This window comes from Burkholderia sp. A2, from assembly GCF_001729305.1.
Taxonomy (GTDB): domain Bacteria; phylum Pseudomonadota; class Gammaproteobacteria; order Burkholderiales; family Burkholderiaceae; genus Burkholderia; species Burkholderia sola.
The window spans coordinates 111019-133870 of record NZ_LZXX01000085.1; the positions used below are offsets into that span (position 1 = coordinate 111019).

Sequence of the window (22852 nt, forward strand, 5' to 3'; positions counted from 1 at the left end):
ACACTCCCATGGGGTGAATTGCGTGTGATCGACGCCGTCATGAAGCACGACGCGATGAGGACAGGGCCACATCGCACCACACGTTCCGATTATGGCAAATCAAGGTGAAAACACCAGAACGGCACTTTCTATAACGTTGCGGACGCCATGCCCGTTGACGGCGCACGCGGCCGGTAGGTCGGGACAAACCATGATGCGGGGCGGCCGGCACCGGCCGCCGCGCCGGAACCTGCCGGCACATGGCCGGGAGCCATTACAATCGCGGCCATGAATACACCGAACACCGCATCCCCTTCGTCCGCGGCGGCGCTGCCGCGCATCGCCGTACTCGCCACCGGCGGCACGATCGCCGGCGCCGCGCCCGACGCGGCCAGCACGGCCGGCTATCAGGCCGGCGCGCTCGGCGTCAATTTTCTGGTCGACGCCGTGCCGGCGCTTGCGTCGGTCGCACGCATCGACGCCGAGCAGGTGGCCAGCATCGACAGCAAGGATCTCGCGCTGCCGCTGTGGAATACGCTCGCCGCGCGGATCGACGCGCTGATGGCCGATCCGGCCATCGACGGCATCGTGATCACCCACGGCACCGATACGCTCGAGGAAACCGCATACGCGCTGCATCTGGTCGTTCGGGGCGACAAGCCCGTCGTGCTGACGGCCGCGATGCGGCCGGCGACCGCGCTGTCGTCCGACGGCCCGCTGAACCTGTTGAACGCGGTGACGGTGGCCGCCCATCCGGCCGCGCGCGGGCAAGGCGTGCTGGTCGCGTTCAACAACCGGATCCATGGCGCGCGCGACGTCGTGAAGACGAGCACGTATGCGGTCGACGCGTTCCAGTCGCCGGAGCTTGGTGCGCTCGGTTGGGTGCAGGACGGTCGCGTCGAATTCGCGCGCCGCGTCACGCGCGCGCGCGACGCGCAACTGGCGATTGCCGTGACCTGGCCGGCGGTCGAAGTCGTCGCGAGCTATGCGGGCGTGACGCGCACGGCCGTCGACGCGCTCGTCGCGGCCGGCGTGCGCGGCCTCGTCGTCGCGGGCACCGGCAACGGGTCGATCCATGCGACGCTGCAGACGGCGCTCGCCGATGCGGTGAGCGCGGGCGTGGCGGTGGTCCGTGCATCGCGCGTCGGTTCGGGGCACGTGATGCGCAACGGCGCCGCGAGCGACGATGCGCTCGGTTTCGTGAGCGCGGGCTCGCTCCATCCGTTCAAGGCGCGCGTGCTGCTGATGCTCGCGCTCGCGAACGGCATTCACGATCGCGACGCACTGCAACGCGCATTCGACACGCTGTGACCGATGGCCGCCGCTCGGGCGGCGCGCGGCGCGCATAAAAAAATGGCAGGCCAAGGGCCTGCCATTTTTGCGTCAGTGCTGCGCGAACGCTCAGGACTGCGGCGGAATCACGAGCTTCTGGCCCGGGTAGATCCGGTCCGGGCTCGACAGCATCGGCTTGTTCGCCTCGAAGATCGCCGGATACTTGTTCGCGTCGCCGTACACTTCCTTGGCGATCGCCGACAGCGTGTCGCCCGGCTTCACGTCGTGGTATCGCACTTCCGGATCGTCCGGCTGCAGATTGTCGTCGTTGACGCCCGCGACACCCTGCACGTTGCCGGCCGCGACCTTGACCTTCGCCTTCGTGTCGAGATCGGCGACGCTGCCCGACAGCGTGACGGTGCGCGATGCGCCATCGAACGCGACGGTCAGGTTCGACGTGTCGAGACCTTGCGAGTTGATGTAATTCTTGATCGCATCGGCCGCGGTCTGGTTCGCGGCATTCGGATCTTCCGCTGCCTGTGCATCGGCGTGACCCAGCAGTTTTTCACCCGCCTCCTTGATAAACGAAAGAAGACCCATCGTTGCACTCCTTAGGTGGTTGAAAAGAAAACGCGCCGTGAAGTGGCGAAAAAAACACCGCGCTGGATGCGGACCCCGGACGGGAACGCAGGCGCGGCGGTTTTCTCGAAAGGCGTGGCGAAAGTGTAGGCGTTCATCGCGACGAATGCATGAAAAATCGCACGCTCGAACGTAAAGAAATGTAATACGCGAAATCCGACAGGCGGACACCCGACGACGACGTCTGACCGACCAAGGCTTCCCCGGCGCCGCCGGGTGCCGCTGCGGACCCCACCACGCCGCTCTCAGCCCAGAGCGGCGTTTTTCGCCCCGTCCCGCATGCCGTTGGCAATGCAGGGCGGGGCGCCCCACCGTGATGCGCGTGATGTCGCGCACCGATGCGACCGGCCGCGACCGGCCGCGGCCGGGTCGCGTGCATGCGTCGCGCGCGGCCGCCATCGCAGCACAAACGCGCGTTGCTGCCTCCGCGTTACGCGGCCGGCGTCTGGCCGATCTCGAAGTTCGACATGATCTCGAGCGCGCGGACGAGCGCCGAGTGATCCCACGCCTTGCCGCCGTGCGATGCGCACACGCTGAACAGCTGCTGCGCGCTCGCGGTGTGCGGCAGTGCGAGGCCGAGCTTGCGCGCGCCGTCGAGCGCGAGGTTCAGGTCTTTCTGGTGCAGCTCGATGCGGAAGCCCGGATCGAACGTGCGCTTGGTCATCCGCGCGCCGTGCACTTCGAGGATGCGCGACGCGGCGAAGCCCCCCATCAGCGCCTGGCGCACGCGCTCCGGATCGGCGCCCGAGCGCGCGGCGAACAGCAGCGCTTCGCCGACCGCTTCGATGTTCAGCGCGACGATGATCTGGTTCGCGACCTTGCAGGTCTGCCCCGCGCCGTTGTCGCCGACGAGCGTGATGTTCTTGCCCATCTTCTCGAACAGCGGCTTCGCGCGCTCGAACGCCTGTTCCGGCCCGCCGACCATGATCGTCAGCGTCGCTTCGCGTGCGCCGACTTCGCCGCCGGACACCGGCGCGTCGAGGTAGTCGCAGCCGAGCGCGTTGATCTGCTTCGCGAATGCCTGCGTGTCGAGCGGCGAGATCGAACTCATGTCGATCACGAGCTTGCCGGCCGTCAGGCCCTTCGCGACGCCGTCGTCGGCGAACAGCACGTTACGCACGTCGGGCGTGTCCGGCACCATCGAGATGATGATGTCCGCGTGCTGCGCGACTTCGGTCGAGTTCGCGACGACCTTCGCGCTGCCGCGCAGATCGTCCGGAATCGGGAACGCGCCGTTCACGACGAGCCGATGATCGCCCTTGAGCAGGTTGCGCGCCATGTGCGCGCCCATGATGCCGAGGCCGATGAAACCGATGGTTGCCATGTGAATGTCTCCTATAGGGCTGAAAACGGGAAGGGCGCGACTCAGGCGGCGCGACGCGCCGAGGCCGGTGCGCAGCCGGCCACGCTTTGCAGCCAGCCGAGGCCTTCCGTCGTGGTGGTGCGGGGCTTGTATTCGCAGCCGACATAGCCGGCATAGCCGAGCCGGTCGAGCAGCGCGAACAGGAACGCATAGTTGATTTCGCCGGTGCCCGGCTCGTTGCGGCCGGGGTTGTCCGCGAGCTGGACGTGGCCGATCGATGCGAGGTTGCGTTCGATCGTCGCGGCCAGTTCGCCTTCCATGCGTTGCATGTGATAGATGTCGTACTGCAGGAACAGGTTGTCCGAACCGACCGCGCGGATCACGTCGAGCCCTTCCGACGAGCGGTTCAGCGCGAAGCCGGGGATGTCGAAGCGGTTGCACGGCTCGACGAGCAGGCGGATGCCTTCGCGCTTGAGCGCATCGGCCGCGAAGCGCAGGTTGTCGACGATCGTCACGAAAGTCTTGTCGCGCGCGGTGCTCGCCGACGGGATGCCGACCAGGCAATTCAGCTGCGGCACCTTCAGCGCCTTCGCGTAGTCGATCGCACGGCCGACCCCTTCCTGGAACTCGCCGACGCGATCGGGCAGGCACGCGATGCCGCGCTCGCCCTGATCCCAGTTGCCGGCGGGCAGGTTGTGCAGCACGAGACGCAGGCGGTGCGACTCGAGCCGCTCGGCGAGTGCCTCTTTCGCGTACGGGTACGGGAACAGGAACTCGACGGCGTCGAAACCCGCGTCCGCGGCCGCCTTGAAGCGGTCGAGGAACGGCACTTCGTTGAACAGCATGGTCAGGTTTGCAGCAAACTTCGGCATGAGCTAAGCCTCTTCGGTCGGTCAAGAATGTCGTGCGGTTCAGTCGAGCATCGAGATCGCGGTCGGTGCGTGCTCGGCTTTTTCGGCGAGATCCTCGAATTCGTTGATCGCGTCGATTTCGGTACCCATCGAGATGTTCGTCACGCGTTCGAGAATCACCTCGACGACCACCGGTACGCTGAACTCTTCCGCGAGCGTTTGCGCCTGGCGCAGCGCCGGCTCGATCTCTTCCGGCTTGAACACGCGCAACGCCTTGCAGCCGAGGCCTTCGGCAACCGCCACGTGGTCGACGCCGTACCCGTTCAGTTCCGGCGCGTTCACGTTGTCGAACGCGAGCTGCACGCAGTAGTCCATGTCGAACGCGCGCTGCGCCTGTCGGATCAGCCCGAGGTACGAGTTGTTCACGACGACGTGCACGTACGGCAGCTTGAATTGCGCGCCGGCCGCGAGCTCCTCGATCATGAACTGGAAGTCGTAGTCGCCGGACAGCGCGACGATCGGTCGGCTCGGGTCGGCCGCACGCACGCCGAGCGCGGCCGGGATCGTCCAGCCGAGCGGGCCGGCCTGGCCGCAGTTGATCCAGTTGCGCGCCTTGAACACGTGCAGGAACTGCGCGGCGGCGATCTGCGACAGGCCGATCGTGCTGACGTAGCAGGTATCGCGGCCGAACACCTTGTTCATCTCTTCGTACACGCGCTGCGGCTTGACCGGCACGTTGTCGAAGTGCGTCTTGCGCTGCAGCGTGCGCTTGCGTTCCTGGCATGCCGCGACCCACGCGCTGCGATCCTTCAGCTTGCCGGCGGCCTTCCATTCCCGAGCGACCGCGACGAACAGCTCGAGGGCGGCCTTCGCGTCGGACACGATGCCGAGATCCGGGCCGAACACACGGCCGATCTGGGTCGGTTCGATATCGACGTGCACGAACTTGCGGCCCTTCGTATAGACGTCGACGCTGCCCGTGTGGCGGTTCGCCCAGCGGTTGCCGATGCCGAGCACGAAGTCGGCCGCGAGCAGCGTCGCGTTGCCATAGCGGTGCGACGTCTGCAGGCCGACCATGCCGGCCATCAGCGGGTGGTCGTCGGCAATCGCGCCCCACGACATCAGCGTCGGGATCACCGGCACGCCGACCGTTTCCGCGAACTGCACGAGCAGCTCTTCGGCCGCCGCGTTGAGCACGCCGCCGCCCGACACGATCAGCGGCTTGTCCGCGTCGTTGAGCATCGCGAGCGCCTTCTCGATCTGCGCGCGGGTGGCCGCGGGCTTGTAGACCGGCAGCGGTTCGTACGTGTCGATGTCGAATTCGATTTCGGCGAGCTGCACGTCGATCGGCAGGTCGACCAGCACCGGGCCCGGACGGCCCGAGCGCATCAGGTGGAACGCCTGCTGGAACACGCGCGGCACGAGCGCCGGTTCGCGCACGGTGACGGCCCACTTCGTGACCGGCTTCGCGATCGACTCGATGTCGACGGCCTGGAAGTCTTCCTTGTAGAGGCGCGCGCGCGGCGCCTGGCCGGTGATCGCGAGGATCGGAATCGAGTCGGCGGACGCGGAGTAGAGGCCGGTGATCATGTCGGTGCCGGCGGGGCCGGACGTGCCGATGCACACACCGATGTTGCCCGGCGCTGCCCGCGTGAAACCTTCGGCCATGTGCGATGCGCCTTCGACGTGGCGCGCCAGCACGTGGCTGATGCCGCCCGACTTGCGCATGGCCGAATAGAACGGGTTGATCGCGGCGCCCGGCACGCCGAACGCGGTCTGGATGCCTTCCTTCTCGAGCACGAGTACGGCTGCGTCGACGGCTCTCATCTTGGCCATGAATGTCTCCTTGGATAGTCGGATCTTGCGAATCGGTCTGTTGGGAACACTGTAGGGATGCAGGAAAGGTTTGATAAGATCAGCCGAAGTCGCTTATTTCGAAACTAAAAGTATGGAATGACGGCCGGGCGGGCTTCGCGCCGGTGTCGGAGCCGGGGCGGAGGCAGCAAATGGATCGTTTCAAGCAGATCGAGACGTTCGTGCGGGTCGCGGACGCGGGCAGCCTCGCGGCGGCCGCGCTCGAGGAGGGCGTGTCGCCGGTGGTGCTCGGGCGGCGCATCGACGCACTGGAGAAGCGCCTCGGCGTGAAGCTGATGTATCGCTCGACGCGGCGGCTGGTGGTGAGCGAAGAGGGCGCCGCGTTTCTCGAACGCTGCCGCGGGCTGCTGTCCGAATGGGATCAGGCCGAGAACGAGCTGGCCGCCGGGCGGCGCGCGGTCAGCGGGCACCTGATCGTGTCGGCGCCGGCCGCGTTCGGGCGCAAGCACGTCGCGCCGCACGCGCCCGGCTTCCTGGCCGACAAACCGGAGATGCAGCTGTCGTTCAACCTGACCGACCGCGTCGTCGATCTCGTGCGCGAGGGTTATGACCTGTCGATCCGGATCGGCGGCGCGGTCGATCCGAACTTCGTCGCGGTGAAACTCGCGTCGAACCGGCGCGTGGTGTGCGGCACGCCCGGGTATTTCCGCCAGCACGGCCGGCCGAAATCGCTCGACGACCTGCTCAGGCACAACTGTCTCGCGTTCAACCTGCAGGGCGGGCAGAACCGCGGCTGGTATTTCCAGCGCCACGGCAAGATCGCGACGATCCGCGTGACCGGCAATCTCGACTGCAACGACGGCGAGCTGCTGCACCGCTGGGTGGCCGAAGGGCTCGGGCTCGGCTGGCGCTCGACGTGGGAAATCGCCGCGCAGCTCGAAACGGGCGAACTCGAGACCGTGCTCGACGAGTACGCGCTGCCCGACTACGACATCCTCGCGGTCTACCCGCAGCAGCGCTACGTGCCGGCGCGCGTGCGCTATTTCATCGACTATCTGCGCGAAGCGTATGCGCGCCCCGGCTATTGGAGCACCACGCCGTAACGCGACGGGCCGCCCGGCCATTCGGCGATTTTTTACGCTTCATGCGCGCGGCGCGGGAATAAACTCGACGCAGCAGCGGTAAGGTCATCGAGCGCGCACGTTGCCGGTCTGTCCGGGCGCCGTGCGCGCAACGGGCGCGGCGTCGGCCGCCGGGACCAGGGAGGCCATGTGGGGCAAGCCGGACAGGCGGTCGATGACCGGGCGGCGGACGATGCACTCGCGCGCGGCGAGCGGTTTCGCGCGCTCGTGCTGCCGCATCTCGACGCCGCGTACAACCTCGCGCGCTGGCTGAGCGGCAGTGCCGGCGACGCGGACGACGTCGTGCAGGACGCGTGCATGCGCGCGCTGCGTTTCGTCGACTCGTGTCGCGGCGACAACGCGCGGCCGTGGCTGCTGACGATCGTGCGCCACACCTGGTACACCGAATGGCGGCGGCGCACGCATGCGCACGAGGTCGCGCTGCCCGACACGCTCGACGACGCCGACGTGCCCGACGACTGGCAGCCGTCGACGGAGGACCCGCTCGCGCACGTGCTGCGCGGCGAGAACGTGCGGCTCGTGAACGCGGCGCTCGCGAAGCTGCCGCCCGAATACCGCGAGGTGCTCGTGCTGCGCGAGATGGAGGACCTGAGCTACCGCGAGATCGCCGCGATCGCGGACGTGCCGGTCGGCACGGTGATGTCGCGGCTCGCGCGCGGCCGGCGCAAGCTTGCCGCGCTGCTGGGCGGGGCGCCGGCGACCGAAGGCCGGCCGGGCCGTGCGCCGGCGGGCGGAACCGCATCGGAGGCTATCGATGGACTGTAACGAAGCGCGAGCGTTGCTGGACGCGGACGTCGACCGCGAGCTGTCGGCGCCTGATGCGTTGCGGGTCCAGCAGCATGTCGAAGGGTGCGAGGCGTGCCGCCGCGAACGCGCGCGGATCGTCACGCTGGTGCAGGCGGTGCGCCAGGCCGACTATCACCGCGCGCCGGACGCGCTGCGGGCGAGCCTCCTCGCGAGCCTGCCGGCAGCGGCCGACGCGCCTGCCCGTGAGCCGTCGCGGGCCGCGCCGCGGCCTGAACGGCAGTCGGCGCCGCCCCGGCGGCCGCGTGGACGCGACTGGTTCTCCTGGCTGACCGGGCGGGGCGGGCCGGCACGCCCTGGATCGACCGGCGCCGGGCCGCGCGTGGCCGCGTGGCCGGGCCTCGGCTGGGGCGTCGCGCTGCTGATGGCGGTCGCGGCGGCGGGCGGAATGGCATGGTCCGGCCGCCACGCCGACACCGACCGGACGGTCGACGAGCTCGTCGCGAGCCATGTGCGGGCCGACCTGTCGGCGCGCGACATCGACGTGATCTCGACCGACCAGCACACGGTCAAGCCGTGGTTCAACGGCCGGCTCGACTACGCGCCGCCGGTCGAGGATCTCGCCAAGGACGGCTTCGCGCTGGTCGGCGGCCGGCTCGACTACGTCGGGCGGCGCCGCGTCGCGGTGCTCGTCTACCGCCACCGCCAGCACGTGGTCGACGTCTACGTGCAGCCGGACGGCGAACGGCCGGCGGCCCCGTACGCGACCGTGTCGCAGGGGTACGCGCTGGACCGCTGGAACGCGGCCGGAATGACGTGGTGGGCGGTGACCGACGCCGAGCCGTCGGCGCTCGCGGCGTTCCGGACGGCGCTCGACGCGCGGCTTGCCGGCGCGCGCGGCGAATGACCATGCGGGCCAGGGCGCGGCGCGCCTGTGTTCCGACCCCGGCCGCGGAAGGGGGCCAGGGCGGTCACGGGCCCGCATACCGTTCAAGTCTTTGAAAACACGGCCGAATCAGTCGGCGAATCGTCGATTGACCTTGCATGCGCCCCGTAACCGGGTTAGAATCTTCGGCTTCTCACTTGCCACACCGGTTCAGACGCCCGGGTGGCTTTAATCCACAAGGAGTGTGTATGCGTCATTACGAAATCGTATTCATCGTGCACCCGGATCAAAGCGAGCAAGTGCCCGCGATGATCGAGCGCTACAAGTCCACGATCACGTCGCACGGCGGTCAGATCCACCGTGTCGAAGACTGGGGCCGTCGCCAGCTGGCCTACATGATCGAGAAACTCGCGAAGGCTCACTACGTCTGCATGAACATCGAGTGCGACCAGACGACGCTCGACGAACTCGAACACGCGTTCAAGTTCAACGACGCCGTGCTGCGTCACCTCATCGTCAAGATGAAGAAGGCCGAAACCGGCCCGTCGCCGATGATGAAGGAAGTTCAGCGCGAAGAAGCCAAGAAGGCGGCTGCCGCTCAGCCGGCCGAAGCGCAGGCTTAAGTTCGTCACTTATTAAGCCATCAAGGAGCGCGCCACTCACGTGAACAGGTTGCAATTGACGGCGAGCGTCGTCGAACGCGCACCGGTGCGATACACGCCGGCCGGCGTTCCGATCGCAAGCGCCACGTTGCATCACCGCACGGAAGTCGTCGAAGCAGGCATTCCCCGTCAGGTCGAAATGACGATCGAGGCGGTGGCGGCCGGTGAGGCGAGCGGCAAGCTGGAAAGTCGTGAAATGGGCGTCGAGACGCTGTTCACGGGCTTCCTGGCCAAGAAAAGCCGCAACGCGAGAACCTTGGTGTTTCACATCACTGCATTGCAGGACACAGGAAAGGACTGAAATCATGGCCCGCCCGACTGGTAAGAAATTCGACAAGCGTCGTCAGCAACAAAACCCGCTCTTCAAGCGCAAGAAGTTCTGCCGTTTCACGGCTGCCGGCGTCGAGCAGATCGACTACAAGGACACGGAAACGCTGAAGGACTTCATCGGCGAAAACGGCAAGATCACGCCGGCTCGCCTGACGGGTACGAAGGCGCACTATCAGCGTCAGCTGGATACGGCGATCAAGCGTGCGCGTTTCCTCGCGCTGCTGCCGTACACCGATCAGCACAAGGCGTAATCAGGCGACGCAATAAGGAGAATTCGAATGCAAATCATTCTGTTGGAAAAAGTCGCCAATCTGGGCAACCTCGGCGACATCGTCAAGGTCAAGGACGGTTACGCTCGCAACTTCCTGATCCCGAACCGCAAGGCTCGCCGTGCAACGAAGGAAGCGATCGCCGAATTCGAAGTGCGCCGCGCTGAACTCGAAAAGATCGCCGCTGAAAAGCTGGCGGCATCGCAGGCAGTCGGCGAGAAGCTGAACGGCCAGTCGTTCGAAATCACGCAGAAGTCGGGCGTGGACGGCCGTCTGTTCGGCTCGGTCACGAACGGCGACGTCGCGGAACTGCTGAAGAAGGCAGGCTACGAAGTCGAGAAGCTGCAAGTGCGCATGCCGGAAGGCCCGCTGAAGATGATCGGCGAGCACAACGTGCAAGTCGCGCTGCACACGGACGTCGTCGTCGACGTCACGATCAACGTGATCGGCGACCACGCGTAAGCGTGCGCAAGCTTGCCGGGCGGCTTCCGCCGTCCGGACAAGGGCAGGCGCCCGGGTAACCGGGGCCTGCCTTTTTTATTGCCCGCTCGCCGGCAAGCGGTGGTAGCGCTGCCGCCATCTATTCGCGATAATCCCAACCCATGAACGCGCCGCAAGATCCCCAAATCGAATCGCTGAAAGTCCCGCCGCATTCGGTGGAAGCCGAGCAGTCGGTGCTCGGCGGCCTGTTGCTCGACAACGCGGCCTGGGACCGGATTGCCGATTTCCTGTCGCAAGGCGACTTCTACCGCTACGACCACCGGATCATCTACGAGCACATCGGCCGCCTGATCGCGTCGACGCGCCCGGCCGACGTCGTGACCGTGTACGAAGCGCTGACCACGTCCGGCAAGGCCGACGACGTCGGCGGGCTCGCTTACCTGAACGCCCTCGCGCAGAACACGCCGAGCGCGGCGAACATCCGCCGCTACGCGGAAATCGTGCGCGACCGCGCGGTGCTGCGCCGGCTGGTGTCGGTCGCCGACGAGATTTCGGCCGACGCGTTCAATCCGCAGGGCAAGGAAGTCCGCCAGCTGCTCGACGAGGCCGAATCGAAGGTGTTCTCGATCGCCGAAGAGGGCGCGCGCGGCAACCAGGGCTTCCTCGAGATCGGCCCGCTGCTCACGCAGGTGGTCGAGCGCATCGACACGCTGTACCACACCGCGAACCCGAGCGACGTCACCGGCACGCCGACGGGCTTCGTCGACCTCGACCGGATGACGTCCGGGATGCATGGCGGCGAACTGATCATCGTGGCGGGGCGCCCGTCGATGGGTAAGGCGCAGCCGCTCGACGCGCGCGTCAGGACGTTGACGGGCTGGAAGCCGATGGGCGAGCTGGCGGTCGGTGATGCGCTCGCTTCGGTCGACGGCGCACCGTCGATCGTGACCGGCATCTATCCGCAGGGTGAACGCCAGGTGTATCGGGTCCGCTTTTCGGATGGGCGTTCGGCCGAATGCTGCGACGAACACCTGTGGTGCGTCCATTTCCGCGAGTGGGAAAAGCCCCGTGTGCTGTCGACCGCGGAGATTCGTACGTTGCTGACGCGCGAACGCTACCGGAACCGGTTGTGGATCGACATGCCGAGCGGCGAGTTTGGTCATCGCGAGGCGCTGCCGGTTGACCCGTGGGTACTCGGCGCGCTGCTGGGCGACGGTGCGCTCGGCGGGACTGCCGTGCGTTTCAGCGTGAAGGCCGAGGAAACGTTGAACCGGATGCGCGAGCGTGTCGACGCGTCGCTCGAACTTGAATACGCGGGCCAGTACGACTGGCGCATCAAGCGCCGGCCGTCGACGGCCACCGCGGCCCGGCCGTCCGCCAACCCGCTCAAGGCTGCGCTCGAGCAACTCGGTGTGTGGGGAAGGACGAGCTACGACAAGTTCATCCCGCGTCTCTACCTCGATGCGGACAAGGACACGCGGCTGGATGTGTTGCGCGGGCTGCTCGACACGGATGGCTGGGTCGAATCGTGGGGTACGGTGCGTTATTCGACCGCCAGTGCGCAGTTGGCGAGCGACGTGCGCGAACTGGCGCGTTCGCTCGGTGCGTGGTGCCAGGTTGCCGAAAAGGCGACGAGCTTCACGGTCGACGGCGAACGCAAGGCCGGTGCGACGGCTTACATTTGCACGATCAGTCATCCGGATCCGCAGAACCTGTTCCTGTTCGAGGGCAAGCGCGAGCGGCTGACGGCCGGGCGGACGCGCCGCAAGCTGCCGGTGATTACGGGTATCGAGCCGTCGCGCCGGACCGCCACGCAGTGCATCTCGGTTTCGCATCCGTCTCGGCTGTACGTGACCGACGATTACGTCGTCACGCACAACACGGCCTTCTCGATGAACATCGGCGAATATGTCGCGGTCGAGTACGGGTTGCCGGTCGCGGTGTTCTCGATGGAAATGCCGGGCACCCAGCTCGTGATGCGTATGCTTGGCTCGATCGGCCGGCTCGATCAGCACCGGATGCGCACGGGCCGCCTGACGGACGAGGACTGGCCGAAGCTGACGCACGCGGTGCAGAAGATGAGCGAGGCGCAACTCTTCATCGACGAGACGGGCGGCTTGAACCCGATGGAGCTGCGCTCGCGCGCGCGACGCCTGGCGCGTCAGTGCGGCAAGCTCGGCCTGATCATCGTCGACTACCTGCAGCTGATGTCGGGTTCGTCGCAGGGCGAGAACCGCGCGACCGAAATTTCGGAAATCTCGCGCTCGCTGAAGAGTCTCGCGAAGGAGCTCGACGTGCCGGTGATCGCGCTGTCGCAGCTGAACCGCGGCCTCGAACAGCGCCCGAACAAGCGTCCGGTGATGTCGGATTTGCGCGAATCGGGCGCAATCGAACAGGACGCGGACGTGATCCTGTTCATTTATCGCGATGAGGTCTACAATCCGGACAGCCCCGACAAGGGGACGGCCGAAATCATCATCGGCAAGCAGCGTAACGGTCCGATCGGGCCCGTTCGGCTCACGTTCCTGGGGCAATACACGAAGTTCGACAATTTTGCCGGGGCGCAGACCTTCTACGGCGAGTAAAGCCGGTTGTAAACACCTATTTCGCCAATTGTTGTATCCAATCCCGGCGTGCGCATATGCGCACGTCGCGTCGGGACCGAAACCGGTACAATGTCGCCCGTTTTCGTGACAGTAGTTTGACAATCTCTCAGGAATCCCATGTTCGGTCGATTCATGCCCACCGAGGGCAAGTTCTTTGAACTCTTCAACGCGCACGCGAAGCACATCGTTTCCGGTGGCCGCGAACTCGAACTGCTGATCGACAATCTCGCCGACGCCGAGATTCACAAGCAAAACGTGCAAATTGCCGAGAAGGCCGCCGACAAGCTCACGCACGAGGCGATCGATCTGCTGCACAAGACCTTCATCACGCCGCTCGATCGCGACGAGATCCATAAGCTCATCACGACGATGGACGACATCCTCGACCTGATGGAAGACGTCGCGACGGCCGTGTCGCTGTACGACGTGCAGTCCGTCACGTCCGAGGCGAGCCAGCTTGCGCACATCGTCACGCAGTCGGCACAGCACGTGCAGCAGGCCGTCGGCTTGCTGTCCGACATGAAGCAGTCGGCACAGATCCTCAAGCAGTGCGAGGAAATCGACCGCTGGGAGTCGGAGGCCGATCGCGTGCTGCGCGCGGCAATGTCGAAGCTGTTCCGCGAGGAAGACGACGTGAAGACGCTCATCAAGCTGAAGGCGATCTACGAGCTGCTCGAAGAGATCACCGACAAGTGCGAAGACGTCGCGAACATCATCGAAGGCATCGTGCTGGAAAACGCCTGAGCGGACCACGATGCATTCGATACAACTCGCCCTATGGATGGTCGCGACGCTGGTGCTCGTCGCGCTCGTATTCGACTTCATGAACGGCTTTCACGACGCGGCGAACTCGATCGCCACCGTCGTGTCGACCGGGGTGCTGAAGCCCCAGCAGGCCGTGGTGTTCGCGGCCGCGTTCAACGTGATCGCGTACTTCATCTTCCACCTGAAAGTCGCGCAGACCGTCGGTAAAGGCACGATCGATCCCGAGATCGTCGACCATTACGTCGTGTTCGGCGCGCTGGTCGGTGCGATCGGCTGGAACGTGATTACCTGGTATTACGGGATTCCGTCGAGCTCGTCGCACGCGCTGATCGGCGGCCTCGTCGGCGCGGCGCTCGCGAAGTCCGGCTGGGGTGCGCTGAACGTCGACGGTCTCCTGAAGACGATCGCGTTCATCTTCATTTCGCCGCTGCTCGGTTTCATCCTCGGTTCGCTGTTCATGCTCGGCGTGTCGTGGCTGTACTTCCGTACCGCGCCCAGCAAGGTCGACCGGCGCTTCCGCCGGCTGCAGCTGCTGTCGGCCGGCCTGTACAGCCTGGGCCACGGCGGCAACGACGCACAGAAGACGATCGGTATCATCTGGATGCTGCTGATCGCGAGCGGCTACGCGTCGGCTGCCGCCGATGCGCCGCCGGCTTGGGTGATCGGCGCATGCTATCTGTCGATGGGCCTCGGCACGCTGTTCGGCGGCTGGCGTATCGTGCGCACGATGGGCCAGAAGATCACGAAGCTCAAGCCGGTCGGCGGCTTCTGCGCGGAAAGCGGCGGGGCGATCACGCTGTTCGTCGCGTCGTTCCTCGGCATTCCGGTGTCGACCACGCACACGATTACCGGCGCGATCGTCGGTGTCGGCGCGACGCAGAAGCTGTCGGCCGTGCGCTGGGGCGTCGCCGGCAACATCGTGTGGGCGTGGGTGCTGACGCTGCCGGCAGCCGCGCTGTTCGCGGCCGGCGGGTGGTGGCTCGGGCATCAGATCTTCTGATCGCCGACGCTGTCGGGTCGACATGAAATGCGCCGCAAGCCGAAAGGCTGCGGCGCATTTTTTTTGGGGGTTGCCCCAAAGCGTGCTGCGACGCGGATGGGCCGACTGCGAATGCCGTCGACGTCACCGTCGCTCGGTAAGCAACAACCGGTCAGTAACTGCCGTTCGCGAACCGCGCGATCGGATCGTCGGCCGTACTCGTGCGCGGGCTGACGGGTGCGGACTGCGTCGACGCGCGCCATACCTGCACGGGCGCGGGCTCGATACTGCGTGGGGGCGCCGACGCGGCGGCGGGCGGCGGTTCGGCATCGAACGCGGCGGCCTGGGCGGCCGTCAGCGCGGTCGTCGGAATCTGCGTGCCGACTTCCGCCGGCGCGGCCGGTGCGGCATTGGCCGTCATCGCGGCCGCGTCGTCATTCACCGACGTGGCCTGCTGCTGGGCCGCCCGCATCCGCGGTGGCGGCGGTTCGTACGGATCGGCGGTCGAGGTTGCCGGTGCGGCTGCGGCAGCCGTCACGACGGGCGTGCTCGGCGCGGCCGGAGCGGGAGCCTGCGCCGGCGTCGCTCTCGCTTGCGACGGCGCAGGCTGCCGCGGCATGGCCGCAGCCGTCACGACCACCGGAGCGGCCGCGACCGCCGGCGAATTGCGCGGCTCGTCGCGCTTGGCCTCGTAGGTCGGCGCATCGAACGGCGTCGGGGCCGAGCGCGGCGGCGCGACACGGCGAATGCCGTCGAATCGCTTGGCCCAGTACGGGTTCGTCAGATAGTCGAGCCGCACGGTGCCGCCCGTCGACGGCGCGTTGACGAAGCGCAGCTTGCCGACATAGATGCCGACGTGCGAATGCGGCCGTCCGGTCGTATTGAAGAAAATCAGGTCGCCCGGCGCGATCTCGTCGGGTTCGATCGACACGCCGCGGCCGCTCATGTCGGCGGTCGTGCGCGGCAGGTTCACGTCGGCCGCGCGGCCGATCACGTAACGCACGAGCCCGCTGCAGTCGAAGCCGCTCGTCGGCGTGTTGCCGCCCCAGCGATACGGGACGCCGACGAGGCTCATCGCCTGGATCGAGATTTCTTCCTGACCGACGCTGTGGTCGACGAATTTCGGGAAATTGGCGGGCGCCGGGAAGGCGCGCGGCGTCGTGATCTTCATGCCCGACGCGGAACGCGATGCCGACTGCGGCGGCACGCTGGAGCAGGCCGCAAGCAGGGAGACGACGGCGACGGGAACCCAGATTCGAAGCATGGCAAGGCGGGCGAGCGCGACCGCTCGCGAATCGTATGACAACAGACAGACCCGATGGTAGACGCTCCGGCGGGGCTTAAGCAACCATTCTTGAGAATTTACTTGAAGTTTCGCGCGTAAACTGCATGGTTGCGTGACGAAGCGTTACCTTTGTCTTCGACCCCAAATAAAAACGGCGCTCCGAAAACGGAGCGCCGCGTGGCGTCGAAAGCCGGCCGACGGGCCGGCGTGCGCGTTACAGAATGTCCGACGCGTAGTCGGCGAGCCGCGAGCGTTCGCCGCGCGCGAGGGTCACGTGGCCGCTGTGGCCCCAGCCCTTGAAGCGGTCGACGACGTAGGTCAGGCCCGAGCTGCCTTCGGTCAGGTAGGGCGTGTCGATCTGCGCGATATTGCCGAGGCACACGATCTTCGTGCCCGGGCCCGCGCGCGTGACGAGCGTCTTCATCTGCTTCGGCGTCAGGTTCTGCGCCTCGTCGATGATCAGATACTTGTCGACGAACGTGCGGCCGCGCATGAAGTTCATGCTCTTCACCTTCAGACGCGAGCGGATCAACTCCTGCGTCGCCGCACGGCCCCATTCGCCGGCCGCGTCGTCGGTCTTCTGCAGCACTTCGAGGTTGTCGTCGAACGCGCCCATCCACGGCTGCATCTTCTCTTCCTCGGTGCCCGGCAGGAAACCGATGTCCTCCCCGACGGGCACGGTCGCGCGCGTCACGATGATCTCGTTGTAGCGCTTGTCGTCGAGCACCTGCGCGAGGCCGGCCGCGAGCGCGACGAGCGTCTTGCCGGTGCCGGCCTGGCCGAGCAGCGTGACGAAGTCGATCTCGGGGTTCATCAGCAGGTTCAGCGCGAAATTCTGCTCGCGATTGCGCGCGGTGATGCCCCACACGTTGTTCTTGTGGTGGCTGTAGTCGCGCAGCGTCTGCAACAGCGCCGTCTTGCCGTTCAGCTCGCGGACGATCGCATGGAACGTCGGCTCGCCGTTCTGCGGCTCGAGATAGACGAACTCGTTGACGAGCATCGACGCGACGAGCGGGCCGGTCACGCGGTAGTACGTGGTGCCCGTCTTCGTGTCCTGCCAGCTCTCCATGCCCTTCGCATGCTTGGTCCAGAAATCCTGCGGCAGTTCGCGCACGCCGTTGTACAGGAGATCCGAATCCTCGAGCACCTGGTCGTTGAAGTAATCTTCCGCGGGCAGGCCGAGTGCGTGCGCCTTGATCCGCATGTTGATGTCTTTCGACACCAGCACGACCTGGCGATCGGGCCGGTCGCGCTGCAGCGCGCGCACGACGCCGAGGATCTGGTTGTCGGCCTTGCCTTCGGGCAGGCCTTCGATGGGCGCGATGTCGGCGAGCTTCGTCTGGAAGTACAGGCGGCCGAGCGCGTCACGGCTGCCGAGGCGCGACAGCGGAATGCCGGCCGAGATCGGGCCGCCGTCGGCGACGAGCGCGTCGAGCGTACGGCTGACCTGACGGGCGTTACGCGCGACTTCGGACATCCCCTTCTTGTGGTTGTCGAGTTCCTCGAGCGTCATCATCGGCAGATAGACGTCGTGTTCCTCGAAGCGGAAGAGGCTGCTCGGGTCGTGCATCAGCACGTTGGTGTCGAGCACGAACAGCTTCTGCAGTTCGGCTTCGGCGGGCTTGCGGCTGCGCGACTTCGTCGCGGCGCCTGCATCGCGCGCGGGCGCGGCGGCCGGTTTGTCGGCAGCCGGCTTGTCGTTGCGTGCGACGACCGGCGCCGCGGGTTCGGCGGGCGCCTGCAGCGGCTGCAGCAGCGCGGCCGTCTGCCTCGTCTTGCGGCCGCGCGCGGGGGCGCTCGCGGCCTCGGGCGCCGAAGACGCGACGGCGCGCAGCGGCGCGGCCGTGTTCGCGGCTTCGATCATCGGTTGGGCCACGCTGGCCGGACCGTAGTCACCGGCTGTGGATGCGTCCCCTTCGGCGGATTTCTTCGCGGCTTTCGCGGGCCGCGCTTTCGCCTTGTATTCGTCGGGCGGCAGCAGGCTGCCGAGCTTGCTGGGGGGGGTAGGCAAAGGCATGGTGTCCCTCGGGAGGAATCGTGTCGCATGGCGTGCGCCGCTGATCGCATCCTGCGTGACGTAGACGCATGCAGTTTGCGCGCGGTGGCGCACAGGAATTTCGTCTAGCCGGTTCGCCTAAGTGTCGATCAGCTCCTCGATGCGGTAAGGGCCGGACCGGGGTGGGCCGGCGCGCGTTCCATAAAAAAAGCCGCTGCCCCGTCGACAGGGGCATGCGGCTCGGCTGATGCCGTCGTGATGCGCGTCAGGTGCCGGGAAGCAATGCAACGGGCACCGGCGCAGCTACGAGAAATATGGGGCGAACTGGCATTCATTGCGGCCCAATATAACGCGCCTCAAAGCGCTTGTACAGCCTTTAGCACGTCGTCCACGTGACCCGGTACCTTGATGCCGCGCCATGCCTGGCGAAGCACGCCGTCGGCGTCGATCAGGAACGTCGAGCGCTCGATTCCGCGCACTTCCTTGCCATACATTTTCTTCATCTTGATGACATCGAACAACGCGCACAGCGCTTCGTCGGCATCGGAGATCAGCGGGAACGGCAGTTCGAGCTTGGCCTTGAAATTGTCGTGCGAGCGCATGCTGTCGCGCGACACGCCGATGACTTCCGCACCGGCTTTCTTGAACTTCGGATAGAGATCGCGGAACTGCAGCCCTTCGGTCGTGCAGCCCGGCGTGTTGTCCTTCGGATAGAAGTACAGCACGAGCTTCTTGCCCTTCAGGCCGGACAGCGAAATGTCGCCGCCCGTGGCCGGTGCGGTGAAATCGGGAACTTGACGGTCAACTTCGACGGACACGTGCTTCTCCTGTTGTTATGGAATGGCGCCGCTGCGGCGGCGCGGTTCGGCGGAGCGTCGCGGCAGCGCGCCGCAAGGGCGGAGCGGCGACGCCGGCTCGCGGCGAATTCAATCGGGCTGGACGACCAGTTCGCCGGAGCGGCCGGGGATTTCGCCCCACGCGACAGGGTACGATGGCAGCGAGTCGCGGTCCAGCGTCGCGTGGTAGTCGCCCATCGTCGCAAACGTGTGGCCTTGCGCCCGCCAGCCGGCGAGCAGTTGCTCGAACACCGGCGCGAGCTTCTGGCCTTCCAGCTCCGCATGCAGCGTGAATACCTGGTCGTGCGGATTGGTTTCGGTGAACTTGAGGATGTGCGCGGCGACGTTGTGCACATCGACGCCGTCGACGCCGAGCACTTCGTCGAGCGTCGGCAGCGTGGTCGGCATCTGCACGTGCGACAGCGTGCGGCCGCCGACGACGGGCAGGTACGGCGAATGGCCGCGACCGTCGGATGCGTAGCGCATCCCCCATGCGTCGATCTGCTCGAATGCGGCGTCGTTCATCTGCCAGCCGGCCGCGCCGTGCGTGACGGGCGGCGCGCCGAAGATCTCGATGAAGCGCGCGTGACTCTTCTGCATTTCACGCGCGGTCCAGTCGCGATCGCGCACGCGCACGTTGTCCTGCCAGACCACGTGATCCCACGTGTGGATCCCGCATTCGAAGCCGGCCTCGTGAATCGCGCGCATGTCGGCGATCGCGCGGCGGCCGATGTCGGGGCCGGGCAGCAGCACGCCGTACATCAGCTGCTTCACGCCGTAGTGTTCGACCACCGACGTGCGCGACACCTTCTTCAGGAAGCCCGGGCGGAACACGCGCCGCAGCGCCCAGCCCGTGTGATCGGGCCCGAGGCTGAAGAGGAAGGTCGCGCGCGCGTTGAAGCGCTCGAAGATGCGCGCGAGGTTCGGCACGCCTTCGCGCGTGCCGCGCAGCGTGTCGACGTCGATCTTGAGGACGATGCGAGCCAAGCGAACGTCCCGGTCAGCCTTGCTGTTCGACGAGCGCGCGCGCGTCGGCGACGTGGCTGCGATACGCTTCGAAGATGTTGCGCAGCGCGTCGTCGAACGTCGCCTGCGGCGCCCAGCCGAGTTCCTGCATCGTGTTGTCGATCTTCGGCACGCGGTTCTGCACGTCCTGGTAGCCGTTGCCGTAGTAGGCGCCGGACGTCGTTTCGACGAGCTTCACCTGCTTGGCCGAATCGGCGTACTCGGGGAATTCCGCGGCCAGTTCGAGCATCTTGTGCGCGAGCTCGCGAACTGAGAAGTTGTTCTTCGGATTCCCGATGTTGTAGATCTTGCCCGACGCGACGCCGTCCTTGTTCTCGATGATCTTCATCAGCGCGCTGATGCCGTCGCCGATGTCGGTGAACGCGCGCTTCTGCGAGCCGCCGTCGACGAGGCTGATGTTCTCGCCGCGCACGATGTGGCCGAGGAACTGCGTGACCACGCGCGAGCTGCCTTCCTTCGGCGTGTAGATCGAATCGAGGCCCGGGCCGATCCAGTTGAACGGACGGAACAGCGTGAAGTTCAGGCCTTCCATCCCGTAGCCCCAGATCACGCGGTCCATCAGCTGCTTCGAGCACGCGTAGATCCAGCGCGGCTTGTTGATCGGGCCGTAGGTGAGCGCCGACGCGTCCGGGTCGAACTGCTCGTCCGAGCACATGCCGTAGACCTCGGAGGTCGACGGGAACACGAGGTGCTTGCCGTACTTGACGGCCGAACGCACGATCGGCAGGTTCGCCTCGAAGTCGAGTTCGAACACGCGCAGCGGCTGCTGGACGTAGGTCGCCGGCGTCGCGATCGCGACGAGCGGCAGGATCACGTCGCACTTCTTCACGTGATACTCGACCCACTCCTTGTTGATCGTGATGTCGCCTTCGAAGAAATGCATCCGCTCGTGGTTGACGAGGTCGCCCAGCCGGTCGGTCTGCATGTCCATGCCGAACACTTCCCAATCGGTGGTTTCAAGAATGCGCTTCGACAGGTGATGGCCGATGAAGCCGTTCACACCCAGGATCAGGACTTTTTTTGCTTTCATGAATGACGGGAAGAATGAATGAACTGCGCGAATTCCGCGGGCGTCACGACGGTTTCGCTGCCGTCGCGTTGCTGCCGGAGCTCGAGAATGGATAGGGCGCGGCTGTCGCCGCAGACGCCGAATAGCGCATTATCGCTTACGTGCAGGCCGGGCGGCAAATCTGCCGCGGCGGCCGCTGCCGCGCTGCCGGGCGCCGCGAGGCGCGCGCGCGCGATCACGAAGCGGGCGCCATCGACGTCCGTGAATGCGCCCGGATACGGGGGCGCGACCGCGCGCACCAGGTTGTAGACCTGCGCGGCCGGTTTCGACCAGTCGATGCGGCCGTCCTCGGGCTTGCGCCCGCCGTAGTAGCTGCCGGTCGCGAGATCGTTCGGCAGGTGCGGCGCCTCGCCCGCGAGCAACGCGGGCAGCACGCGCCACAGCGTCTGCTCGGCGGCCACCGTGACCTTGTCGAACACCTGCGCGGCCGTGTCGTCCGGCAGGATCGGCACCGCCGTCTGGCCGATGATCGCGCCCGCGTCGGGCTTCGCGGCCATCTCGTGCAGCGTCGCGCCGGTCTCGGTCTCGCCGTTCAGCACGGCCCAGTTGGTCGGCACCCGACCCCGGTATTTCGGCAGCAGCGAACCGTGCATGTTGTATGCGCCGCGCGGCGCGATCGCGAGCAGGTCCACCGGCAGCATGTGCCGGTAGTAGAACGAGAAGATGAAATCGGGCCGCGCGTCGGACACCGCGCGGCGCAGCGCCGGATCGGCGGGGTCGGCTGGCGCGAGCACCGGAATGCCGTGCTCGGCCGCGACGGATGCGACGCTGCCGAACCAGATGTTCTCGTTCGGATTGTCCTCGTGCGTGACGACCAGTGCGACGTCGACGCCGCGCGCGAGCAGCACCTGCAGGCACCGCACGCCGACGTTGTGATACGCGAAGACGACCGCGCGCGGCTTCATTGCGCGGCTCCCGGGCGGTTCGCGCCGGCGGGCACCGGCGGCATGCCGTCGTGCTGCTCGAGCACCGCCTGGATCAGGTAGCGGGGGCGCGCGCGCACCTGCTGGTAGATGCGGCCGACGTATTCGCCGAGCAGGCCGAGCGCGAAGATGATCACGCCGAGCAGGAAGAACGTGATCGCGAACAGCGTGAACACGCCTTGCACTTCCGCGCCGACGATGAAGCGGCGCACGAGCAGCAGCACGAACAGCGCGGCGGAGCCGAGCGACAGGATCACGCCGATGAACGACAGCCACTGCAGCGGCACGACCGAGAAGCCCGTCACGAGATCGAAGTTCAGCCGGATCAGGCTGTACAGCGAATACTTCGATTCGCCCGCGAAGCGTTCCTCGTGCGCGACCTCGATCTCGGTCGGGTTCTGCGCGAACGTGTACGCGAGCGCGGGGATGAACGTGTTGACTTCGCCGCACACGTTGATCGTGTCGATGATGCGGCGGCTGTACGCGCGCAGCATGCAGCCCTGGTCGGTCATCTTGATGCGCGTGATGCGCTCGCGCAGCCGGTTCATCATCTGCGACGCCTTGCGCCGCCACAGGCTGTCCTGGCGCTGCTTGCGGATCGAGCCGACGTAGTCGTAGCCCTCGCGCATCTTCGCGATCAGCTTGCCGATTTCCTCGGGCGGGTTCTGCAGGTCGGCGTCGAGCGTGATGACGATCTCGCCGCGCGACTGCGCGAAGCCCGCGAGGATCGCCATGTGCTGGCCGTAGTTGCCGTTGAGCAGCACGACGCGCGTCGTGTCGGGCCGTACGTGGAACTGGTCGGCGAGCATCGCGGCCGAGCGGTCGCGGCTGCCGTCGTTGATCAGGATCACTTCGTACGACGCGTCGAGTGCGTCGAGCGCCGGATACAGTCGCGCGAACAGCGCGGCGAGGCCGTCTTCCTCGTTGTACACGGGGATGATGACCGAGACTTCGGGTCGGCCGGCGTCCAGGTGCGCGGCGCCCGGGTGCCCGGCGCCCGGATGCCCGGCGCGTGCTTCAAGGTGACTCATGTA

The 22852-nt window shown here is 66.4% G+C and carries 23 protein-coding genes and 1 pseudogene; 12 read left to right on the plus strand and 12 right to left on the minus strand.

Annotation, left to right across the window (positions count from 1 at the left end; all coding sequences use genetic code 11):
* Positions 1 to 267 precede the first annotated feature (267 nt).
* Entirely contained in the window at positions 268 to 1290 is a 1023-nt protein-coding gene (locus A9Z05_RS09470) for an asparaginase (protein WP_069617850.1), read from the plus strand.
* A 90-nt stretch (positions 1291 to 1380) separates the two neighbouring features.
* Here the strand turns inward: A9Z05_RS09470 and lysM are convergent, their stop codons facing one another.
* The 5 genes from lysM to gcl all read right to left on the minus strand — a co-directional run bounded on the left by lysM (position 1381) and on the right by gcl (position 5880).
* Positions 1381 to 1851 (minus strand): peptidoglycan-binding protein LysM, encoded by a 471-nt coding sequence (gene lysM, locus A9Z05_RS09475; protein ID WP_069617851.1) that lies wholly within the window; start codon positions 1849 to 1851, stop codon positions 1381 to 1383.
* An 11-nt stretch (positions 1852 to 1862) separates the two neighbouring features.
* On the minus strand, positions 1863 to 1988 hold the full coding sequence (locus A9Z05_RS37690; RefSeq protein WP_256121933.1) for a hypothetical protein: 126 nt from the start codon (positions 1986 to 1988) through the stop codon (positions 1863 to 1865).
* 332 nt (positions 1989 to 2320) lie between these two features.
* Positions 2321 to 3214, minus strand: coding sequence for a 2-hydroxy-3-oxopropionate reductase (locus A9Z05_RS09480; protein ID WP_069617852.1), 894 nt, complete (start codon positions 3212 to 3214; stop codon positions 2321 to 2323).
* Positions 3215 to 3255: 41 nt separating this feature from the next.
* Positions 3256 to 4065, minus strand: a complete 810-nt coding sequence (hyi, locus tag A9Z05_RS09485) for a hydroxypyruvate isomerase (protein WP_069617853.1) — start codon at positions 4063 to 4065, stop codon at positions 3256 to 3258.
* A 39-nt stretch (positions 4066 to 4104) separates the two neighbouring features.
* Complete coding sequence (gene gcl, locus A9Z05_RS09490; RefSeq protein ID WP_069617854.1) at positions 4105 to 5880, minus strand: glyoxylate carboligase; 1776 nt, start codon at positions 5878 to 5880, stop codon at positions 4105 to 4107.
* Positions 5881 to 6050: 170 nt separating this feature from the next.
* On the opposite strand from gcl, the gene A9Z05_RS09495 reads away from it, so the two are divergent.
* The 10 genes from A9Z05_RS09495 to A9Z05_RS09540 all read left to right on the plus strand — a co-directional run bounded on the left by A9Z05_RS09495 (position 6051) and on the right by A9Z05_RS09540 (position 14704).
* Positions 6051 to 6962, plus strand: coding sequence for a LysR family transcriptional regulator (locus tag A9Z05_RS09495; protein WP_069617855.1), 912 nt, complete (start codon positions 6051 to 6053; stop codon positions 6960 to 6962).
* A 168-nt stretch (positions 6963 to 7130) separates the two neighbouring features.
* A complete protein-coding gene (locus A9Z05_RS09500) occupies positions 7131 to 7766 on the plus strand; it encodes an RNA polymerase sigma factor (RefSeq protein ID WP_069617856.1) in 636 nt (211 codons plus the stop codon).
* Complete coding sequence (locus tag A9Z05_RS09505) at positions 7756 to 8652, plus strand: anti-sigma factor (RefSeq protein ID WP_069617857.1); 897 nt, start codon at positions 7756 to 7758, stop codon at positions 8650 to 8652. Before A9Z05_RS09500 ends, A9Z05_RS09505 begins: the two co-directional genes overlap by 11 nt.
* Positions 8653 to 8879: 227 nt before the next feature.
* Complete coding sequence (rpsF, locus tag A9Z05_RS09510) at positions 8880 to 9254, plus strand: 30S ribosomal protein S6 (protein WP_006486255.1); 375 nt, start codon at positions 8880 to 8882, stop codon at positions 9252 to 9254.
* A gap of 40 nt (positions 9255 to 9294) precedes the next feature.
* Positions 9295 to 9594, plus strand: a complete 300-nt coding sequence (gene priB, locus A9Z05_RS09515) for a primosomal replication protein N (RefSeq protein WP_011549649.1) — start codon at positions 9295 to 9297, stop codon at positions 9592 to 9594.
* 4 nt (positions 9595 to 9598) lie between these two features.
* Positions 9599 to 9874 carry a 30S ribosomal protein S18 gene (gene rpsR / locus A9Z05_RS09520; protein WP_004193360.1) on the plus strand — a complete coding sequence of 92 codons (276 nt, stop codon included), beginning with the start codon at positions 9599 to 9601 and terminating at the stop codon, positions 9872 to 9874.
* A 27-nt stretch (positions 9875 to 9901) separates the two neighbouring features.
* The gene (gene rplI, locus A9Z05_RS09525; protein WP_006486256.1) at positions 9902 to 10354 is read left to right on the plus strand and encodes a 50S ribosomal protein L9; all 453 of its coding nucleotides are present in this window, start codon (positions 9902 to 9904) and stop codon (positions 10352 to 10354) included.
* 140 nt (positions 10355 to 10494) lie between these two features.
* Entirely contained in the window at positions 10495 to 12918 is a 2424-nt protein-coding gene (dnaB, locus tag A9Z05_RS09530; protein ID WP_069617858.1) for a replicative DNA helicase, read from the plus strand.
* Positions 12919 to 13056: 138 nt separating this feature from the next.
* Positions 13057 to 13683: a DUF47 domain-containing protein gene (locus tag A9Z05_RS09535; RefSeq protein ID WP_006478627.1), complete on the plus strand. Its 627-nt coding sequence runs from the start codon at positions 13057 to 13059 to the stop codon at positions 13681 to 13683.
* 10 nt (positions 13684 to 13693) lie between these two features.
* On the plus strand, positions 13694 to 14704 hold the full coding sequence (locus A9Z05_RS09540; protein WP_069617859.1) for an inorganic phosphate transporter: 1011 nt from the start codon (positions 13694 to 13696) through the stop codon (positions 14702 to 14704).
* 151 nt (positions 14705 to 14855) lie between these two features.
* Here A9Z05_RS09540 and A9Z05_RS09545 read toward each other — a convergent pair whose 3' ends face one another.
* Entirely contained in the window at positions 14856 to 15947 is a 1092-nt protein-coding gene (locus tag A9Z05_RS09545; protein WP_069617860.1) for a C40 family peptidase, read from the minus strand.
* Positions 15948 to 16182: 235 nt separating this feature from the next.
* Complete coding sequence (locus A9Z05_RS09550) at positions 16183 to 17985, minus strand: PhoH family protein (protein ID WP_069617861.1); 1803 nt, start codon at positions 17983 to 17985, stop codon at positions 16183 to 16185.
* On the opposite strand from A9Z05_RS09550, the pseudogene A9Z05_RS38390 reads away from it, so the two are divergent.
* A pseudogene (locus A9Z05_RS38390) lies at positions 17881 to 18122 on the plus strand (hypothetical protein); the annotation flags it as partial. The gene A9Z05_RS09550 and the pseudogene A9Z05_RS38390 sit on opposite strands and share 105 nt — an antisense overlap.
* A gap of 198 nt (positions 18123 to 18320) precedes the next feature.
* On the opposite strand, the gene A9Z05_RS09555 reads toward A9Z05_RS38390, so the two are convergent.
* The 5 genes from A9Z05_RS09555 to A9Z05_RS09575 all read right to left on the minus strand — a co-directional run bounded on the left by A9Z05_RS09555 (position 18321) and on the right by A9Z05_RS09575 (position 22849).
* Positions 18321 to 18782, minus strand: a complete 462-nt coding sequence (locus A9Z05_RS09555) for a peroxiredoxin (RefSeq protein WP_069617862.1) — start codon at positions 18780 to 18782, stop codon at positions 18321 to 18323.
* A gap of 108 nt (positions 18783 to 18890) precedes the next feature.
* Complete coding sequence (locus A9Z05_RS09560) at positions 18891 to 19787, minus strand: polysaccharide deacetylase family protein (protein WP_069617863.1); 897 nt, start codon at positions 19785 to 19787, stop codon at positions 18891 to 18893.
* A 13-nt stretch (positions 19788 to 19800) separates the two neighbouring features.
* The gene (locus A9Z05_RS09565) at positions 19801 to 20856 is read right to left on the minus strand and encodes a bifunctional UDP-4-keto-pentose/UDP-xylose synthase (protein WP_084044176.1); all 1056 of its coding nucleotides are present in this window, start codon (positions 20854 to 20856) and stop codon (positions 19801 to 19803) included.
* Positions 20853 to 21800 (minus strand): formyltransferase, encoded by a 948-nt coding sequence (locus tag A9Z05_RS09570; RefSeq protein ID WP_069617865.1) that lies wholly within the window; start codon positions 21798 to 21800, stop codon positions 20853 to 20855. Before A9Z05_RS09570 ends, A9Z05_RS09565 begins: the two co-directional genes overlap by 4 nt.
* A complete protein-coding gene (locus tag A9Z05_RS09575) occupies positions 21797 to 22849 on the minus strand; it encodes a glycosyltransferase (protein ID WP_069617866.1) in 1053 nt (350 codons plus the stop codon). The genes A9Z05_RS09570 and A9Z05_RS09575 overlap by 4 nt, the downstream gene beginning before the upstream one ends.
* Positions 22850 to 22852: the final 3 nt, after the last annotated feature.

What these genes read in the sequence shown, in the direction of transcription:
- A9Z05_RS09550 (WP_069617861.1), bottom strand. Translation starts at nt 17,985, where the DNA reads ATGCCTTTGCCTACCCCCCCCAGCAAGCTCGGCAGCCTGCTGCCGCCC.
- A9Z05_RS09565 (WP_084044176.1), bottom strand. Translation starts at nt 20,856, where the DNA reads ATGAAAGCAAAAAAAGTCCTGATCCTGGGTGTGAACGGCTTCATCGGC.
- A9Z05_RS09570 (WP_069617865.1), bottom strand. Translation starts at nt 21,800, where the DNA reads ATGAAGCCGCGCGCGGTCGTCTTCGCGTATCACAACGTCGGCGTGCGG.
- A9Z05_RS09495 (WP_069617855.1), top strand. Translation starts at nt 6,051, where the DNA reads ATGGATCGTTTCAAGCAGATCGAGACGTTCGTGCGGGTCGCGGACGCG.
- A9Z05_RS37690 (WP_256121933.1), bottom strand. Translation starts at nt 1,988, where the DNA reads ATGAACGCCTACACTTTCGCCACGCCTTTCGAGAAAACCGCCGCGCCT.
- lysM (WP_069617851.1), bottom strand. Translation starts at nt 1,851, where the DNA reads ATGGGTCTTCTTTCGTTTATCAAGGAGGCGGGTGAAAAACTGCTGGGT.
- A9Z05_RS09540 (WP_069617859.1), top strand. Translation starts at nt 13,694, where the DNA reads ATGCATTCGATACAACTCGCCCTATGGATGGTCGCGACGCTGGTGCTC.
- A9Z05_RS09480 (WP_069617852.1), bottom strand. Translation starts at nt 3,214, where the DNA reads ATGGCAACCATCGGTTTCATCGGCCTCGGCATCATGGGCGCGCACATG.
- gcl (WP_069617854.1), bottom strand. Translation starts at nt 5,880, where the DNA reads ATGGCCAAGATGAGAGCCGTCGACGCAGCCGTACTCGTGCTCGAGAAG.
- A9Z05_RS09535 (WP_006478627.1), top strand. Translation starts at nt 13,057, where the DNA reads ATGTTCGGTCGATTCATGCCCACCGAGGGCAAGTTCTTTGAACTCTTC.
- rpsF (WP_006486255.1), top strand. Translation starts at nt 8,880, where the DNA reads ATGCGTCATTACGAAATCGTATTCATCGTGCACCCGGATCAAAGCGAG.
- A9Z05_RS09470 (WP_069617850.1), top strand. Translation starts at nt 268, where the DNA reads ATGAATACACCGAACACCGCATCCCCTTCGTCCGCGGCGGCGCTGCCG.
- A9Z05_RS09575 (WP_069617866.1), bottom strand. Translation starts at nt 22,849, where the DNA reads ATGAGTCACCTTGAAGCACGCGCCGGGCATCCGGGCGCCGGGCACCCG.
- A9Z05_RS09505 (WP_069617857.1), top strand. Translation starts at nt 7,756, where the DNA reads ATGGACTGTAACGAAGCGCGAGCGTTGCTGGACGCGGACGTCGACCGC.
- dnaB (WP_069617858.1), top strand. Translation starts at nt 10,495, where the DNA reads ATGAACGCGCCGCAAGATCCCCAAATCGAATCGCTGAAAGTCCCGCCG.
- rplI (WP_006486256.1), top strand. Translation starts at nt 9,902, where the DNA reads ATGCAAATCATTCTGTTGGAAAAAGTCGCCAATCTGGGCAACCTCGGC.
- hyi (WP_069617853.1), bottom strand. Translation starts at nt 4,065, where the DNA reads ATGCCGAAGTTTGCTGCAAACCTGACCATGCTGTTCAACGAAGTGCCG.
- rpsR (WP_004193360.1), top strand. Translation starts at nt 9,599, where the DNA reads ATGGCCCGCCCGACTGGTAAGAAATTCGACAAGCGTCGTCAGCAACAA.
- A9Z05_RS09545 (WP_069617860.1), bottom strand. Translation starts at nt 15,947, where the DNA reads ATGCTTCGAATCTGGGTTCCCGTCGCCGTCGTCTCCCTGCTTGCGGCC.